This window comes from Paraburkholderia atlantica (assembly GCF_009362785.1).
Lineage (GTDB): Bacteria > Pseudomonadota > Gammaproteobacteria > Burkholderiales > Burkholderiaceae > Paraburkholderia > Paraburkholderia atlantica.
The window spans coordinates 59,728-75,070 of sequence record NZ_WHNQ01000026.1; the positions used below are offsets into that span (position 1 = coordinate 59,728).

Consider the following 15,343-nt stretch of genomic DNA (forward strand, 5'->3'; position numbering starts at 1 on the left):
GCGCAAATTTAGACTCGGTGCACCTGCTTCCTGTCCGCGCGGTCAACGCGCCCGATGCCATGACACCCGAACTCGCCCTCAAGCACATCTGGACCCTCGCCGGCTGCGATCCGGTCGCGCTGCACGCCGTGTCGCTTGCCGGCGCGGACCCCGGCTTGCCGTCGGTCTATCACGTCGGCAGCCTCGCGTCGTCGACCATCGCCGCGACTGGCCTCGCGGCCGCCGAATACTGGCGCCTGCGCAGCGGACGCAGGCAACGGGTATCGGTGCAGATGCGTCGCGCGCTGGCGGCTTTTCGCAGCGAACGCTATCTGCGAATCGACGATGGGCCGCCGCCCGCGCTGCGCGATCCGGTTACCGGCTTCTACGAAACGGGCGACGGCCGCTGGATTCAGCTGCACACGAATTTTGCGCATCACTTGAAGGGTGTGCTCGACGTGCTCGGCTGTGAGAATGGGCGCGAATCGGTGGCGGCCGCGATTCGCGGCTGGGAGGGCGCGACGCTCGATCAAACGCTCGCTGACGCGGGCCTGTGCGCCGCCCTGATTCGCACGCCCGACGAATGGGCCGCGCTCGAGCAGGCCAAAGCGATCGCGCGCCTGCCGCTGTTCGAGATCGAGCGCATCGGCGACGCGCCGGCGGAGCCGCCGCGCCACGCCGACGCTGACGCCGAACCCGGCATCGACCGTCCGCTCGCGTGCGTGCGGGTGCTGGATCTGTCGCGGATCATCGCCGGACCGGTGGCCGGCCGCGCGCTCGCGCATCATGGCGCGGACGTGATGACGATCAACGGGCCGCATCTGCCGAACATCGCGCCGCTCGTGATCGACAACGGCCGCGGCAAACGTTCGGCGCTCGTCGATCTGCGCGACGCAGCGGGCTGCGAAACGTTGCGCGGACTCGCGCGCGATGCCGACGTGTTCCTGCAGGCCTATCGTCCGGGCGCGCTCGCGGCGCGCGGCTTCGGGCCCGACGAACTGGCGCGGCTGCGGCCTGGCATCGTCTATGTGTCGGTTTGCGCTTACGGGTACACGGGGCCGTGGGCGCAGCGACGCGGTTTCGATAGTCTGGTGCAGTCGGCGAGCGGCATCGCGTGGACTGAGCGCGCGGCGGCGGGTTCGGCCGAGCCGCGGCATCTGCCGTGTCAGGCGCTCGATCACGCGACCGGCTATCTGGCCGCGTTCGGCGCGATGGTCGCGCTCGCGCGGCGGGCTCGCGAAGGCGGCAGCTGGCATGTGAAGGTGTCGCTTGCGCAGACCGGGCGTTGGCTGCAGTCGTTCGGGCTGCTGGCCGATGGGCAGCAGGCGCCCGAGGTGTCGCTCGACGATGTGCGCGATTGCGTCGCGAGCGTGCAATCGGAGTTCGGGCGCGTGCTAGGCGTTCAGCCTGCCGAAGAACTGGAACAGACACCGGCGTTTTATGCGCAGCCGCCTGCCCGCATCGGCGCGCACGAAGCCCGTTGGACGTGACGGGGCAGCGTGCGCCCGCGTTGGAGTTTGGAGTTTGAACCGCGGCGCGCCCGGCTGCCGGACCATTCACCGAGTCGCAGCCTACTTCCTCAATTCCGCCACGAAGTCGTAGTAATCGTTGCGGCAGTACGTGTCCGTCAACTCGATCGCGCGCTGATCCGCCGTATAGCCCACGCGCGTGATTAACAGCAACGCCTCGTTCGGCGCGATGCTCATCTGCTGCGCGATCTCGTCGCTCGCGTTCACCGCGCGAAAGTGCTGCAGCGCGCGCACGATCGTCAATCCGCGGTTCTCCAGGTACGTGTACAGCGAGTCGCCGATTGCTTGCGGATCGGGAATCACCGCGGCGGGGAACGTCGAATTCTCTACCGCCATCACGATGCCGTCCGCGAGCCGCAGCCGCCGCAGCCGCGTGACCGCGGCGGCCGGCGACAGCCCCAGCTGGATCACCTCGTCGCGATTGGCCGGCGAGATTTCGCGCGACAGCCACTTCGAACTCGGTGTAAAGCCGCGCCGCCGCAGCATTTCGCTGAAGCTAGACAGACGCGACAACGGATCTTCATAGCGCGGCGTGATGAAGCTGCCAGCGCCTTGGGTGCGGCGGATCAAGCCCTGCTCGACGAGCAGCGCGATCGCCTTACGCGATGTGATGCGCGATACGCCGAGCGCCTCCGAAAGCACGCGCTCCGAGGGGAGCGCCTCGCCGGCGTTCCAGCGGTTTTCGTGGATCGCGCTGCCGAGCTTGCGGGCAAGTTGCAGATAGAGCGGCGTGTCGTTTTCCGGGTCCGGGCGCAGGTCGCGCCAGCGGTCTTCCGAGGCAGAGGTCATGGGGCTCACGCAAGATGGGCAAGCGGCAATTTTAAAACATCGGCGCGCCCCGTTATAGCGGGCTTTTGCCTGGCGCGCCGATGTGAGTCTGCGGAGCCGCTAAACTCGTCTCCAGGTTTTTCGTAGCATGCGTTGCGCGGTGAGACGGCGTGCAATTGCATCGCATCCGGATCGAACCACATTCGAGGAGTCAGCATGACGAGCGAGATCGCAAGCGTGAGCTTGCCGGGCGGCGAGCGAATTCCGGCGCTGGGGCAGGGCACGTGGGAGATGGGCGAGCAGCGGGCAAGACGCGCGGCGGAAATCGATGCGCTGCGCTGCGGCATCGAACTCGGCATGACGCTGATCGACACCGCCGAAATGTACGGCGACGGCGCAACCGAGTCGCTGCTCGGCGAAGCTCTCGCCGGTTTGCGCGACAAGGTGTTTCTGGTCAGCAAGGTGTATCCGCACAACGCTAGCCGACGCGGCGTGATCGCCGCGTGCGAGCAAAGCCTGAAGCGTCTGAAGACGGACCGGCTCGATCTGTATCTGCTGCATTGGCGTGGCTCGGTGCCGCTCGCGGACACCATCGACGGCTTCGAGGCGCTGCGGCGCGCGGGCAAGATCCGTCACTGGGGCGTGAGCAACTTCGATACCGACGACATGGAAGAACTCGTGGCGACGCCGGGCGGCGACGCGTGCGCGACCAACCAGATTCTGTACAACGTGGCGCGGCGCGGGCCGGAGTTCGATCTGCTGCCATGGCTCGCCGCGCGCGGCATGCCGGCGATGGCATATAGCCCGGTCGATCATGCGCGGCTGCCGAAACGCTCGCCGCTCGACGACATCGCCGACGCGCGCGGCGTCTCCGTGTTCCAGGTGGCGCTCGCGTGGGTGCTGGGCAAGCCCAATGTGTGCGCGATTCCGAAGGCGGCGCGCGTCGAGCATGTGCGCGACAACCATCGCGCGTCGCAACTGGTCCTGGAAGCCGGCGAACTCGCCGCGCTCGACGCGTACTTCAAGCCGCCGCGCCGCAAGCGTGCGCTGGAGATGTTGTAAATGCCGGCGCGGCCGCCGTCCGTTGCGGAGCGGCGGCGCGAGTGGCTCGAAGCGCCGTGGGCGCCGCTGACGCGGCGCTCAGGTGCAGGGGTGGTGCTGATGCACGGAGCCGAGCACGGCGACTTCGGCGGGGGTGTGCTGCAGCGCGTCGTCCGGTACCTGGGCGGCATCGGCGAGGAAGTCGTCGACGATCGACGACACCGGCACGTCGCGCAGACATAGCGACACGCGCTGGGTTTCGTTGGCGGGGAAGGCGGCGCGTTGGGCGAGGAACAGCACGCCGTACTGATAACCGTGGATGATGCCGCGGATCGCGCCGACGCATTGCCCTTGCGCGACGTTGTCGTGGCGCTGTTTGCAGTTCTGTACGAGCGAGTAGGCGGAGAAACTCGGGTCGACCGGTGGCGCCGCTTGCGACAAGGTTTGCGCCATTGGCTGCGCGGGTGTTTGCGCATTGGCGAGCGATGCGAGGCCCAGGGCGGTAGCCATCAGCACGGCGGCTGCCGTGCGGGTCGCGGAGGGGGGGACACTTCTATGCATGTTGTGGGCCCTCATATCGAACGATGAATTTGATATGAGGCGGTCGTCTCGGATTGGTTCCATAACACTCACACGCAGTGGAGGTTGTGTTCCCGCCGCTCGCGGTGCGGTTCGCGCCACGATGTGAGGCGCGGCTCGCGCGCTCTCCGGGCCATTCCGTCAGCGCGCGCCGCAGGCGGGCGGGCCGCTCCAACCGGCCCGCGGCGGTGACGCCCGACCGGGGGATCGGGACGCCACCGCCGTTGCCAGCGGATAGCGGACAGTATGCCGGGACATGTCGCCGGCGGGTAGGGCGCGGGGGCTCCCTACCCGGAGCAACGGGCGACGCCTAGTGCCCGATCCCGCCACCGTTGCCACTGCCGCCGTTGCCGCCACCCTTGCCTCCGTGACCGCCGCCGAAGCCTCCGCCAAAGCCTCCGCCGAACCCGCCACCGAGACCACCGCCAAAGCCGCCGCCAAAGCCTCCACCATGCGCGCCGCCGAAACCACCACTCGGGCCACCGCTTGAGCCTCCGCAACCGCAGCTGCCGCTCCCGCTGCCGCCGCTGCTTCCGCTTCCACTTCCGCTCCCTGAACCCGCCGCCCCGGCGCCGCTGTTACCGTTTGCGCCAGCCCCGCTATTGCTCGAACCCGCCGCGCCGCCATTACCGTTGCCATTGCCACTGCCGCCGCCGAGCCGGCCGCAGCCCGGACCACCGAGCCCGCCGCAGCCAGCCGGCGCGAATACCGAGGCGGCATCGTCGGCGGCCGTGGCGGCGGTCGCCGTGTTGTCGTTCTGCGCGAGCAGCAGCGGCGCTGAATCTCCGGTTTGCGCCGGCGACGCGTCGGCCATCACCATCGAGCGAGGGATCACGTCCGTCGACGCCCCGTACGCGGCCTCGCCCGCCAGCACCGCCACCCCCGCGAGCACCACTGCGCGGCGCATCATTGCGCAGTAATGCCGATCTGATTTTCTGATTTTCATCGCGCGTCTCCAGCTGCCACAGCGGCGGCCGACCTGTCTGCACGCGGGTCTTGTCGAACCCCGAGTCCGTCGTGTCGAAGTTGCCCGCGCGTCGCCGCCGTGCTGATCGCGCGAGGTCGCGTCATCGCGTGATGACGCTCGTCGTGCGGATGTGCGCGGTGTTGCGCGCCCGGTTTGGCTTCGAATCTCTGGCCGCAAATTTAGCGATATCCATGCCACGCGTCGCCGAGCCTTGAAGCGACGCGGGCAATCTCGGGATGTGCGATGCGCACGCCGGAAAAACGCCTCGAAACGTTGCGACGATGAAACGCGCGGACGCAAAAAACCGTGTTCCGACGCGGGATTCGTCAAGGGGGCGGTGTGCCGGGTGAGGCGACGTCGATGGGGTTAGAGTCGATGCTAGCTGGCGCTTTTCGACGCGTCGTCGGAGTCGGCGCCATTCGTCGTTTTGCCCGCGTTGTCGTCGCGCGGCTCGCATTGCAGCTCGCGCAGTGTGGCGACCGGTATATGGCAGCGAATCCGGTGCGCGGAAGGCGAGTCAGCGGGGCCGCCGGCGTCGAGAAACGGCGGGTCCTGCTGCTCGCAGATCGCGCCGAGCTTGCGCGGACAGCGCGTGTGAAACACGCAGCCCGACGGCATCGCGCCGGGCCCGGGCAACTCGCCCGTCAGATGGATGCGCGTACGTTGATGTGCGTCGCCGGACACGCCGTCGCCCGGCAGCGTCGGCACGGCGGACAACAGCGCCTCGGTATAGGGATGCTGCGGTCCATCGAACACGGCCGCCGCCGGGCCGATTTCGAGCAGCCGGCCGACATAGAGCACCGCGATGCGATCCGACACATAGCGCACCACGTGCAGATCGTGCGAGATGAACACGTAGCTGACGCCGCGCTCGCGCTGCAGATCGGCGAGCAGGTTCAGGATCGCGGCCTGCACCGACACGTCGAGCGATGAAGTCGGCTCATCGCACACGACGACGCGTGGTTCGCCGGCAAACGCGCGCGCAATCGCGACGCGCTGCTTGAGCCCACCCGAGAGCTGGCGCGAACGTGCGTCGAGATACCGCTCGGGAAGCCGCACGGCGTCCGTCAGCGTGCCGAGCCTTTCGTCGATCTGGGGGCCGCGCAGCGCGGTGAAGCGCGCCAGCGCGCGACCGATCAGCCGCTTGACCGAATGCGCGCGGTTGAGCGCCGAGTCCGGATTCTGGAACACGATCTGCAGCGACTTCAGCTGCTCGTCGCTGCGTCGCGTGACGCGCGCGGCGAGCGGTGCGCCGTCGAGTTCGAGCAGGCTGCCGGCATCGGGTGCGAGCAGGCCGAGCATCAGCCGCGCGAGCGTCGTCTTGCCGCTGCCCGATTCGCCGACGAGGCCGAGCGTCTCGCCGCTCGCGAGTTCGAGGGACACGTCGTCGACCGCGCGCAATGGCGCACCAGATACGTGGAATGTTTTCGACAGGTTGCGAGCGCGCAGGACCGGCGCAGAGAACGCGCGCGCCGCCGCGTTGGCTGATGCGGACATCACCGGCGCCTCGCTCGATGCCGCACGCGGCAACTCGATCGCGCGCTCGTGATAGTGGCAGCGCGCCATCTGATCGCCGTGCGGAGCGCCGAGCCGATAGGGCGGCGGCGCGTCGCGGCGGCAGCGTTCGTCGGCGAGACGGCAGCGCTCCGCATAGATGCAGCCCTGCGTGATCGAGCCCGGCAGCGGCAAGCCGCCCGCGATCGTATCGAGCCGTTGGCGGTCCTTGCTGCGTCCGGCGCTCGGCAGGCAGCGCAGCAGCCCGACCGTGTACGGATGACGCGGCCGCGCGAACACGTCCTGGGTCGCGCCTTCCTCGACCAGCTTGCCCGCGTACAGCACGCCGACGCGTTCGCACATGCGGCCGATCACCGCGAGGTTGTGGCTGATGAACAGCACCGCGGTGCCGAGTTCTTCGCGCAACTGCGCGACGAGGTCGAGCACTTCCGCTTCGACGGTCGCGTCGAGGCCGGTGGTCGGTTCGTCGAGAATCAGCAGCGCGGGGTTCGATGCGAGCGCCATCGCGATCACGACGCGCTGCTGCATGCCGCCCGACAACTGATGCGGATAGCTGTCCATCACGCGCTCGGGCGCCGCGATGCGCACGCGCTGCAACATCTCGAGCGTGCGATGCAACGCCTGGTCGCGCGCGACGCCGGCCGCCTCGAATGCTTCCGATATCTGGCGGGCTATCGTCAGCGATGGGTTCAGCGCGCGCCCCGGGTCCTGATAGACCATCGAGACGGTCGTCGCCCGCATGCTGCGCAGCGCATCGGCGCCGAGCTTCTGCACGTCCGCGCCGGCGATCACGATCTTGCCCGCCTTCACCTTGCCATTGCGCGGCAGATAGCGCAGCGTCGCCATCGCGACGGTCGACTTGCCGCAGCCCGATTCGCCGACGAGCCCATACGCCTCGCCGCGCCGCACGCGAAACGACACGTCTTGCAGCACCTCGCGATCGCGTCCGCGGACCCGATAGGTGACCGTCAGGCCGACCACGGTCAGCGCATCGGTGCGATCGCTCTTCGACACGTCGAACGCGGCGAACGAGGAGGGCGGCGCGCCGTTCATCGATCGAGCACTCCCTGCACGCTGTCGGCGATCAGATTGACGCCGACCACCAGCGACGCGATCGCGCCCGCCGTGAACACGACGGTCCACCACGCGCCGCCCGCCATCAGCGTGTACGACTCCGACAGCGCGAGCCCCCAGTCCGCCGACGGCGGCTGGATGCCAAAGCCGAGAAACGACAGTGTCGCGACCGCGAAGATCGCATAGCCGAGCCGCACCGTCGCTTCGACGACGATCGGCGGCAGCACGTTCGGCAGGATCTCCACGAACATGATGTACGGCGCTCGCTCGCCGCGCAGTTGCGCGGCGGCCACGTAGTCGAGATGGCGCTCGGCGAATACGGCGGCGCGCACGGTGCGCGCGGTGATCGGCGTGAACGTGATGCCGATCACGAGAATCACGGTGAGGTTCGACGCGCCGACCGCGGCGAGCGCGAGCAGCGCGATGATCACGAGCGGCAGCGCGAGCACCGCGTCGATCACGCGACCGATCACGTCGTCGACCCAACCGTCGAAGTAGCCGACCAGCAGGCCGAGCGCGGTGCCCGCCGCGGTGCCGAGCAGCGTCGCGAGCGGCGCGATCGTCAGGATGTCGCGCGCGCCGACGATCACGCGTGAGAACACGTCGCGGCCGAGCTGATCGGTGCCGAACCAGTGCGTGCGATCGGGCGGTGTCAGCGAATTGAGCGGATCGGACGCGTACGGATCGAGATGCACGAACCACGGCCCGGCGATCGCGCAGACGATCCACCACGCGACGATCAGTGCGCCCACGATGAAGGTCGGCGAACTCAGAAGCAGCAGAAGGCGCGGGAAGCGTGGTTCGGCGGCCGCGCGCGGCGCGGAGTCCGGCGCGCCTGGCGCGGGCGAGCCCGGTGGCGTCGAAGAAGCTGGCGGCACGGTCGTGTTCATTCGGTGGTCCTCACCCGCAGCCGCGGATTGAGCAGCACGTGCAGCGCATCGGCGACCAGATTCGCGAGCGTATAGACGACGCCGATCGTCAGCACGCCCGCTTCGAGCATCGGAAAGTCTTTCGCCTTGGCGGCGTTGTAGATCAGCGAGCCGATTCCCTGGTAGTGGAACAGCGTCTCGACCACCACGAGTCCGCCGATCATGTAGCCGAGCTGGGTGGCGGCGACGGTGATCGTCGGCAGCAGCGCGTTGCGCAGCACGTGCCGCAAGATCACGACGTGGCGCGGCAGGCCCTTGAGGATCGCGGTGCGCGTGTAGTCGGCGTCGAGCGCTTCGACGGTGCCCGCCCGCGCCATCCGCGCGATATAGCCGAAGAATACGAAGACGAGCGGCAGCACCGGCAGCACCAGATGCCGCAGCTGTTCGAGCACGCTTGCATCGGGCGGAAACGAGGCCTCGATCGGCAGCCAGCGCAGCCACACGCCGAACACCAGGATCAGCACGATCGACGACACGAACTCCGGCACCACGGTCGCCGACAAGCCGGCAATGCTGATCGTGCGATCGAGCCAGCGTCCCGCATGCATTGCCGACCATACGCCGCCCGCAATGCCGAGCGGCACGACGACGATGAATGCGAACAGGCCGAGCTTCGCCGAATGCGCGAGCGCGTCGGCGATGAACGGCCCGACCGGTTCGCGATACGCGTACGACAGCCCCATATTGCCGCGCACGAAATGCGTGATCCAGTCGATGTATTGCGTCAGCAGCGGCCGATCGGCGCCGAGCTGATGATTGAGCGCGGCGACCGCGCGCGCATCGGCGAGCGGTCCGAGCACCGCGCGGCCGATATCGCCGGGCAGCAGCTGGCCGCCCGCGAACACGATCAGCGACAGCAGCCACAGCGTGATCAGCGACAGACCCACGCGCGTCGCCAGAAAACGCGCGACGCGGCCCGCGTTGCCGTTCGTCGCGCGCGGCAAACGCGATGGATTCGAGGCGGGAGAGGGCGCCGGAGCCGACATCGTGAATTCTCTTGCGGAGGTACGTTGAGCAGCGCGGTACTTATGCGCTCAGCGTCGCGCGATCGAAATACAGCTGCGCGAGCGCGGTGAAGCGCACGCCGTTCACGCCCTTGCGCATCGCGATCAGCTGATCGTAGAAGAACGGGATGATCAGCGGTGTTTCGTCGAGCAGCAGCGTCTGGATCTGTCCGGAGATTTTCTTTTGCGTGGCGAGATCGATCGCCGCGACGAACTGCGCGACCAGTTGATCGTATTGCGGATTCTTGAAGTGCGCGGCGTTCCACGTGCCGTTGCTGGTCAGCGTCGCATTGAGGAACACGTTCGGCACGCCGCGATGACCGTAGTCGGTGATGCCGAGCGGCGAGTCGAGCCAGTCGGATTTGCCCGGCGTGCCCGCGCCGTAGTACAGCGATTGGCTTTCGACCTTCAGGTTGATGCGCACGCCGATCGCCTTCGCGGCGTTCTGCACGACGACCGCGAGGTCGGGGATCTCCATGTATTTTTCGGTGGTCAGCGTGACGTCGAAACCGTTCGGCACGCCGGCCTGCGCGAGCAGCTGCTTCGCCTTTGCGACGTCGAGCTTGCGTTGCGGCACGCCCGCGTCCGACGACGGAAACACCGGCGCAAACGGGCTGTCGTTGCCGAGTTGCGCGCGACCCTTGAAGAGACCACGCACGAGCACGTCGCGATCGAGCGACAACGCGAGCGCCTGGCGCACGCGTTTGTCCTTGAAGAGCGGGCTGTCGTTGCGCATATGGATCTGCCGATGCGCGCTCGACTTCACGCCGACTGCCTTGTAGTCCGGATTGTTCAGGATGGCCGCGCCGCCCTGCACGGTGAAGGTGCCCATCACGTCGGCCTGGTGGCCTTGCAGCGCGAGCAGTTGCGCCTGTTCGTCGGCATAGAACGAAAACTGTACGCGTTGCGGTAACGCTTTGTCGCCCCAGTAGTCGGGATTACGCACGAACGACGCACCGACCTTCGGCTGATACTTTTCGAACTTGAACGGACCGGTGCCGATGAAGCTCTTTTCGTAGTTCCCCGCGAAGTTCGCGGGCAGGATCACCGCGTTGTAATTATCCGAGGAAACGTAGTAGGGGAAATTGCCGATCGGCGCGTCGAGATGAAACTCGACCGTGTGTTCGTCGACGACCTTCGCGCCGCCTTTCGACAGCACGCCCTTCAATACCGACAGCGCGGCCGAGCCGCTCGCGGGATCGGCGAGACGGTCGAAGGTGGCGACCACGTCTTTCGCGCCGAAGCTCTGGCCGTCGTGGAATTTCACGTTGGGGCGCAGCTTGAACGTCCACACGTCGCCCTTGTCGTTCGGCTTCCACGACAGCGCGAGCGCGGGTTTGAGCATCAGCTTCTCGCCGTCGTCGTCGATCAGGAATTCGCCGGTCTGATTTAGCAGCGCGAGACTCGCGGCGTCGGTCACCGTTAGCGGATCGACGGCGCCCGCGGGCGTCAGATGCGCAACGCGGATCGTCTGGTTCGACGGAGCCGGTGCAGCTTGCGCCCTCGCTCGGGGCGCGCCGAGCAAGCCGCCGCCAGCGAGTGAAAGACCGATCACGCTCGCGTAGCGCAGCAGTTCGCGGCGCGTGATGCGGCCGGCGAGGAACTCGTCGAGGGCATGGTTGCCGTAGGCGTTGGCGGTAAGGCGGGCTTCGTTCAATGCATCAGGGGCGAGAAATCGGTCCGCTGGCGTTTTCATCGATGGCGTGTCCAGTCCGTTCTGTTGCCGGTTCCGAATGGTCGCGCGAGCGGCGCGACAGCGCGAGAAAAGCCGTCTCAGTGTAAGCGATTGCTCGCGGCTCTGGCGCACCGGCGGCGCACCGCGCCAGCCGATCGGCCGATAAACGGCGCGCGGTGTGTCGTCGTCACAACGTTTGCCGGACGCGCGCTTGCGAGCGGCGGCCGCGATAGCGGACGGATTGATGGCGTCGCGCTGGAATCCTTACCGCTCGCAGCGGATGGGTCGAGTGAGTTTTACCGCGGCGAGTTATTTGGCCGCCGATCTTGCCACCGCTTCCGACGGTCTCCAGCGATGAAACAGCACCGAGCCGATCCAGCACGCCATGAAGGCCGCGACGATCGCATAGCCGAGGGCGCCAAAGTGATCGTTGATGCGGGCGATCGCATCCGACACGCCGCCGCTCCAGCCGAAGCCGTCCGACAACAGTCCCAACGCCTCGATGCCGCCAATCACGATCGCGACCACCGCCGACACGAACGTAATGCTCGCGTTGTAGTACAGCTTGCGCTTCGGGTCGTCCATCGCCCAGCCGTATGCATGCACCATCAGCACGTTATCGGTCGAATCGACGAGCGTCATGCCGGCGGTGAAGAGCGCGGGAAACACGAGGATCGAGTAGAGCGGCAGGCCGGTGTTCGCCTGCGACGCGGCGATCGCGAGCAGGCCGATCTCGGTCGCGGTATCGAAGCCGAGCCCGAACAGCACGCCGACCGGGTACATGTGCCAGCTTTTGGTGACCAGCCGGAACAGCGGCCGCAACGCACGCGACAGCAGCCCGGCTGGGGCGAGCGGATCGGCTGACGCGGTGGCCGCCACGCCATCATGTTGCGCGTGCCGGTAGCGACGCCACACATCGCGCAGGATCACGAGATTGACCGCCGCGAGCACCAGCAGGAACGTCGCGGAAACCAGCGTGCCGAGCGCGCCGCCGACTTCCCTGAGACTCTCGAAGCGCCCATGCAGCGAATGCGTGGTCCACGCGATGCCGATTGTCGCCGCGATCACGATTGTCGAATGTCCGAGCGAAAACGCGAGCCCGATGCCGAGCGGCCGCTTGCCCGTTTGCATCAGCTTGCGCGTGACGGCGTCGATCGCCGCGATGTGGTCGGCGTCGACCGCATGACGCAGACCGAAACCATACGCGAGCAGCGCGGTGCCGAGCAGCAGCGGGAAGTGGCGAAACGCGATCAGCGCCCACAGCCAAGTGCCGACGTTGGCGGCGATCAGCACCGCGTAGAGCGTGACGAGGCGACGGCGCAGCGAAGCGGTAGGCGTCATGTGGCGCGGGGTCGATCAGCAGGTGAATGAGCGGGCAAATGAGCTGGCAAATGAGCGCCTTAGTGATCGTGCGGATGCTTGTGGATCGGATCGACCCAGTAGACCGTTTCCGGCTGCTCGACCGCGTCGATGTTCAGATTGACGACGACCGCTTCGTTGTCGCTGCGTACGAGCACGCATTCGAGCGGCTCGTCGGTGCTCGCGTTGATCTCCTGATGCGGCACGTACGGCGGCACGAAAATGAAATCGCCGGGACCGGCCTCGGCGGTGAATTCCAGATGCTCGCCCCAGCGCATGCGCGCCTGGCCGCGCACCACGTAGATCACGCTTTCGAGCGCGCCGTGATGATGTGCGCCGGTCTTCGCGTTCGGATGGATCGTCACTGTGCCGGCCCAGATCTTCTGCGCGCCGACGCGTGCCGCGTTGATCGCAGCCGCGCGGTTCATGCCCGGCGTTTGTGCGGTATTGGTATCGAGCTGATCGCCGCGGATGACCTTCACGCCGTGCTCGCGCCAGTCGACCTGACCGCCGGTTTCGGCGGCTTCGTGCTCGGCCCGGTAATGCGGATGTTCGTGATCCTGGCTCATCGTCTCTCCTCCTCGGCTTGCGTGCCGCGTACCTGGTCGACATTCTGGCACGTTCAAAAAACGGCTGCGTCGCGTGACCATGCCACGGGCGCCACGAAAAAAAAGCCCGCTCACATGGAGCGGGCTTCGACTCATGACGCTCGGCAGCGCCGCGTCAGCGTCATTGCTTCTTCGCGTTGATCACGGCTTCGGCGACGTTGCTCGGCGTTTCGGCGTAGTGCTTGAACTCCATCGTATAAGTCGCGCGGCCCTGGGTGGCCGAGCGCAGCGACGTCGAGTAGCCGAACATCTCGGCGAGCGGCACTTCCGCGCGGACCAGCTTGCCGCCGCCGCCCGCGATGTCTTCCATGCCTTGCACCATGCCGCGACGGCTCGACAGGTCGCCCATCACGTTGCCCATGAAGTCCTCGGGCGTTTCCACCTCGACGGCCATCATCGGTTCGAGCAGCACGGGCTTCGCCTTGCGCATCGCTTCCTTGAACGCCATCGAGCCGGCCATGCGGAACGCGTTTTCGTTCGAGTCGACGTCGTGGTACGAACCGAAGGTCAGCGTGACCTTCACGTCGACGACCGGATAGCCCGCCAGCACGCCGGCTTTCAGCGTTTCCTGAATGCCCTTGTCGACGGCGGGGATGAATTCGCGCGGAATCACGCCGCCCTTGATCGCGTCGACGAACTCGTAGCCCTTGCCCTGTGCCGACGGTTCGAGCGCGATCACCGCGTGGCCGTACTGGCCGCGGCCGCCCGACTGCTTGACGAACTTGCCTTCGACGTCCTCGACCTTGTTGCGCACCGTTTCGCGATAAGCGACCTGCGGCTTGCCCACAGTCGCTTCGACGCCGAACTCCCGCTTCATCCGGTCGACCAGAATTTCGAGGTGCAACTCGCCCATGCCGGAGATGATCGTCTGGCCGGATTCCTCATCGGTCTGCACGCGGAACGACGGATCTTCCTGCGCGAGACGATTCAGCGCGATGCCCATCTTCTCCTGGTCGGCCTTGGTCTTCGGCTCGACGGCCTGCGAGATCACCGGGTCCGGGAAGATCATCTTTTCGAGGATGATCACATGGTTTGGATCGCAGAGCGTGTCGCCGGTAGTCGCTTCCTTCAGGCCGACGGCCGCGGCGATGTCGCCCGCGTAGACCTCCTTGATTTCCTTGCGCTCGTTCGCGTGCATCTGCAGGATGCGGCCGAGGCGCTCCTTCTTTTCCTTGACCGCGTTGTAGACCGTGTCGCCCGAATTGACGACGCCCGAGTACACGCGGAAGAAGATCAGCTGGCCGACGAACGGGTCGGTCATGATCTTGAAGGCGAGCGCCGAGAACGGATCGTCGTCGTTAGGATGACGCTCGATCTCCTTGTCGTGCTCGTCGTGACCGGTGATCGCGGGCACGTCGACAGGCGACGGCAGATAGTCGATCACCGCGTCGAGCATCGCCTGCACGCCCTTGTTCTTGAACGCGCTGCCGCACAGCATCGGCACGATCTCGTTGGCGATCGTGCGTGCGCGGATGCCTTGCTTGATTTCTTCTTCGGTCAGGTGATGCTCGCCGCCCAGGTACTTTTCGAGCAGCGTCTCGTTCGCCTCGGCCGCGGCCTCGACCATCTTGTCGTGCCATTCCTTCGCCGTTGCGGCGAGTTCAGCCGGGATGTCGCGATACTCGAACTTGATGCCCTGGCTCGCGTCGTCCCAGTAGATCGCCTTCATCTTGACGAGGTCGACCACGCCCTGGAAGTGCTCTTCCGCGCCGATCGGAATCTGGATCGGCACGGCGACGCCCTTCAGGCGTTCGCCGATCTGCCGCTGCACGCGGAAGAAGTCCGCGCCGACGCGGTCCATCTTGTTGACGAACGCGATGCGCGGCACCTTGTACTTGTTCGCCTGGCGCCACACGGTTTCCGATTGCGGCTGCACGCCGCCGACCGAGTCGTACACCATGCACGCGCCGTCGAGCACGCGCATCGAGCGCTCGACTTCGATCGTGAAGTCGACGTGCCCGGGGGTGTCGATGATGTTGATCCGGTGCTCGGGATAGTTGCCGGCCATGCCTTTCCAGAACGCGGTCGTGGCGGCCGACGTGATCGTGATGCCGCGCTCCTGCTCCTGTTCCATCCAGTCCATCGTCGCCGCACCGTCGTGAACCTCGCCGATCTTGTGGGTCACGCCGGTGTAGAACAGGATCCGTTCGGTGGTGGTGGTTTTGCCGGCATCGATGTGAGCGCTGATGCCGATATTCCGGTAGCGCTCGATGGGAGTCTTGCGGGGCACGTGAATCTCCTTGTAATGGCGCGCCTGAAACGCATGCCGGGCGACCGCGTAAGCCGCCCGGGGAGTCTGGGTGGTGCTGTATGTGG

12 protein-coding genes are annotated in these 15,343 nt (G+C 66.7%); 2 read left to right on the forward strand and 10 right to left on the reverse strand.

Annotated elements, in window-relative coordinates; translation table 11 throughout:
• The first annotated feature begins 59 nt into the window (after window positions 1–59).
• Entirely contained in the window at window positions 60–1,469 is a 1,410-nt protein-coding gene (locus tag GCT19_RS29395; protein WP_152853885.1) for a CoA transferase, read from the forward strand.
• A gap of 81 nt (window positions 1,470–1,550) precedes the next feature.
• On the opposite strand, the gene GCT19_RS29400 is transcribed toward GCT19_RS29395, so the two are convergent.
• Window positions 1,551–2,297, reverse strand: a complete 747-nt coding sequence (locus tag GCT19_RS29400; RefSeq protein ID WP_013090333.1) for a GntR family transcriptional regulator — start codon at window positions 2,295–2,297, stop codon at window positions 1,551–1,553.
• Window positions 2,298–2,492: 195 nt separating this feature from the next.
• Here GCT19_RS29400 and GCT19_RS29405 point away from each other — a divergent pair, with 195 nt between their 5' ends.
• Entirely contained in the window at window positions 2,493–3,338 is an 846-nt protein-coding gene (locus GCT19_RS29405; protein ID WP_152853886.1) for an aldo/keto reductase, read from the forward strand.
• A 78-nt stretch (window positions 3,339–3,416) separates the two neighbouring features.
• On the opposite strand, the gene GCT19_RS29410 is transcribed toward GCT19_RS29405, so the two are convergent.
• The 9 genes from GCT19_RS29410 to fusA form a co-directional block, all read right to left on the reverse strand.
• Window positions 3,417–3,878 (reverse strand): Rap1a/Tai family immunity protein, encoded by a 462-nt coding sequence (locus tag GCT19_RS29410; RefSeq protein WP_026229146.1) that lies wholly within the window; start codon window positions 3,876–3,878, stop codon window positions 3,417–3,419.
• Window positions 3,879–4,206: 328 nt separating this feature from the next.
• Window positions 4,207–4,842 carry a hypothetical protein gene (locus tag GCT19_RS29415; protein WP_152853887.1) on the reverse strand — a complete coding sequence of 212 codons (636 nt, stop codon included), beginning with the start codon at window positions 4,840–4,842 and terminating at the stop codon, window positions 4,207–4,209.
• A 399-nt stretch (window positions 4,843–5,241) separates the two neighbouring features.
• Window positions 5,242–7,431 (reverse strand): ABC transporter ATP-binding protein, encoded by a 2,190-nt coding sequence (locus GCT19_RS29420; protein WP_152853888.1) that lies wholly within the window; start codon window positions 7,429–7,431, stop codon window positions 5,242–5,244.
• A complete protein-coding gene (locus GCT19_RS29425; RefSeq protein ID WP_152853889.1) occupies window positions 7,428–8,342 on the reverse strand; it encodes an ABC transporter permease in 915 nt (304 codons plus the stop codon). Before GCT19_RS29425 ends, GCT19_RS29420 begins: the two co-directional genes overlap by 4 nt.
• Entirely contained in the window at window positions 8,339–9,367 is a 1,029-nt protein-coding gene (locus GCT19_RS29430; RefSeq protein WP_152853890.1) for an ABC transporter permease, read from the reverse strand. The genes GCT19_RS29425 and GCT19_RS29430 overlap by 4 nt, the downstream gene beginning before the upstream one ends.
• A gap of 40 nt (window positions 9,368–9,407) precedes the next feature.
• Window positions 9,408–11,081, reverse strand: coding sequence for an ABC transporter substrate-binding protein (locus GCT19_RS29435; protein WP_152853891.1), 1,674 nt, complete (start codon window positions 11,079–11,081; stop codon window positions 9,408–9,410).
• 288 nt (window positions 11,082–11,369) lie between these two features.
• Window positions 11,370–12,401: a HoxN/HupN/NixA family nickel/cobalt transporter gene (locus GCT19_RS29440; protein WP_152853892.1), complete on the reverse strand. Its 1,032-nt coding sequence runs from the start codon at window positions 12,399–12,401 to the stop codon at window positions 11,370–11,372.
• Window positions 12,402–12,460: 59 nt separating this feature from the next.
• Window positions 12,461–12,988: a cupin domain-containing protein gene (locus GCT19_RS29445; protein WP_018437850.1), complete on the reverse strand. Its 528-nt coding sequence runs from the start codon at window positions 12,986–12,988 to the stop codon at window positions 12,461–12,463.
• A 160-nt stretch (window positions 12,989–13,148) separates the two neighbouring features.
• A complete protein-coding gene (gene fusA, locus GCT19_RS29450; RefSeq protein ID WP_018437851.1) occupies window positions 13,149–15,257 on the reverse strand; it encodes an elongation factor G in 2,109 nt (702 codons plus the stop codon).
• Between the last annotated feature and the right edge of the window lie 86 nt (window positions 15,258–15,343).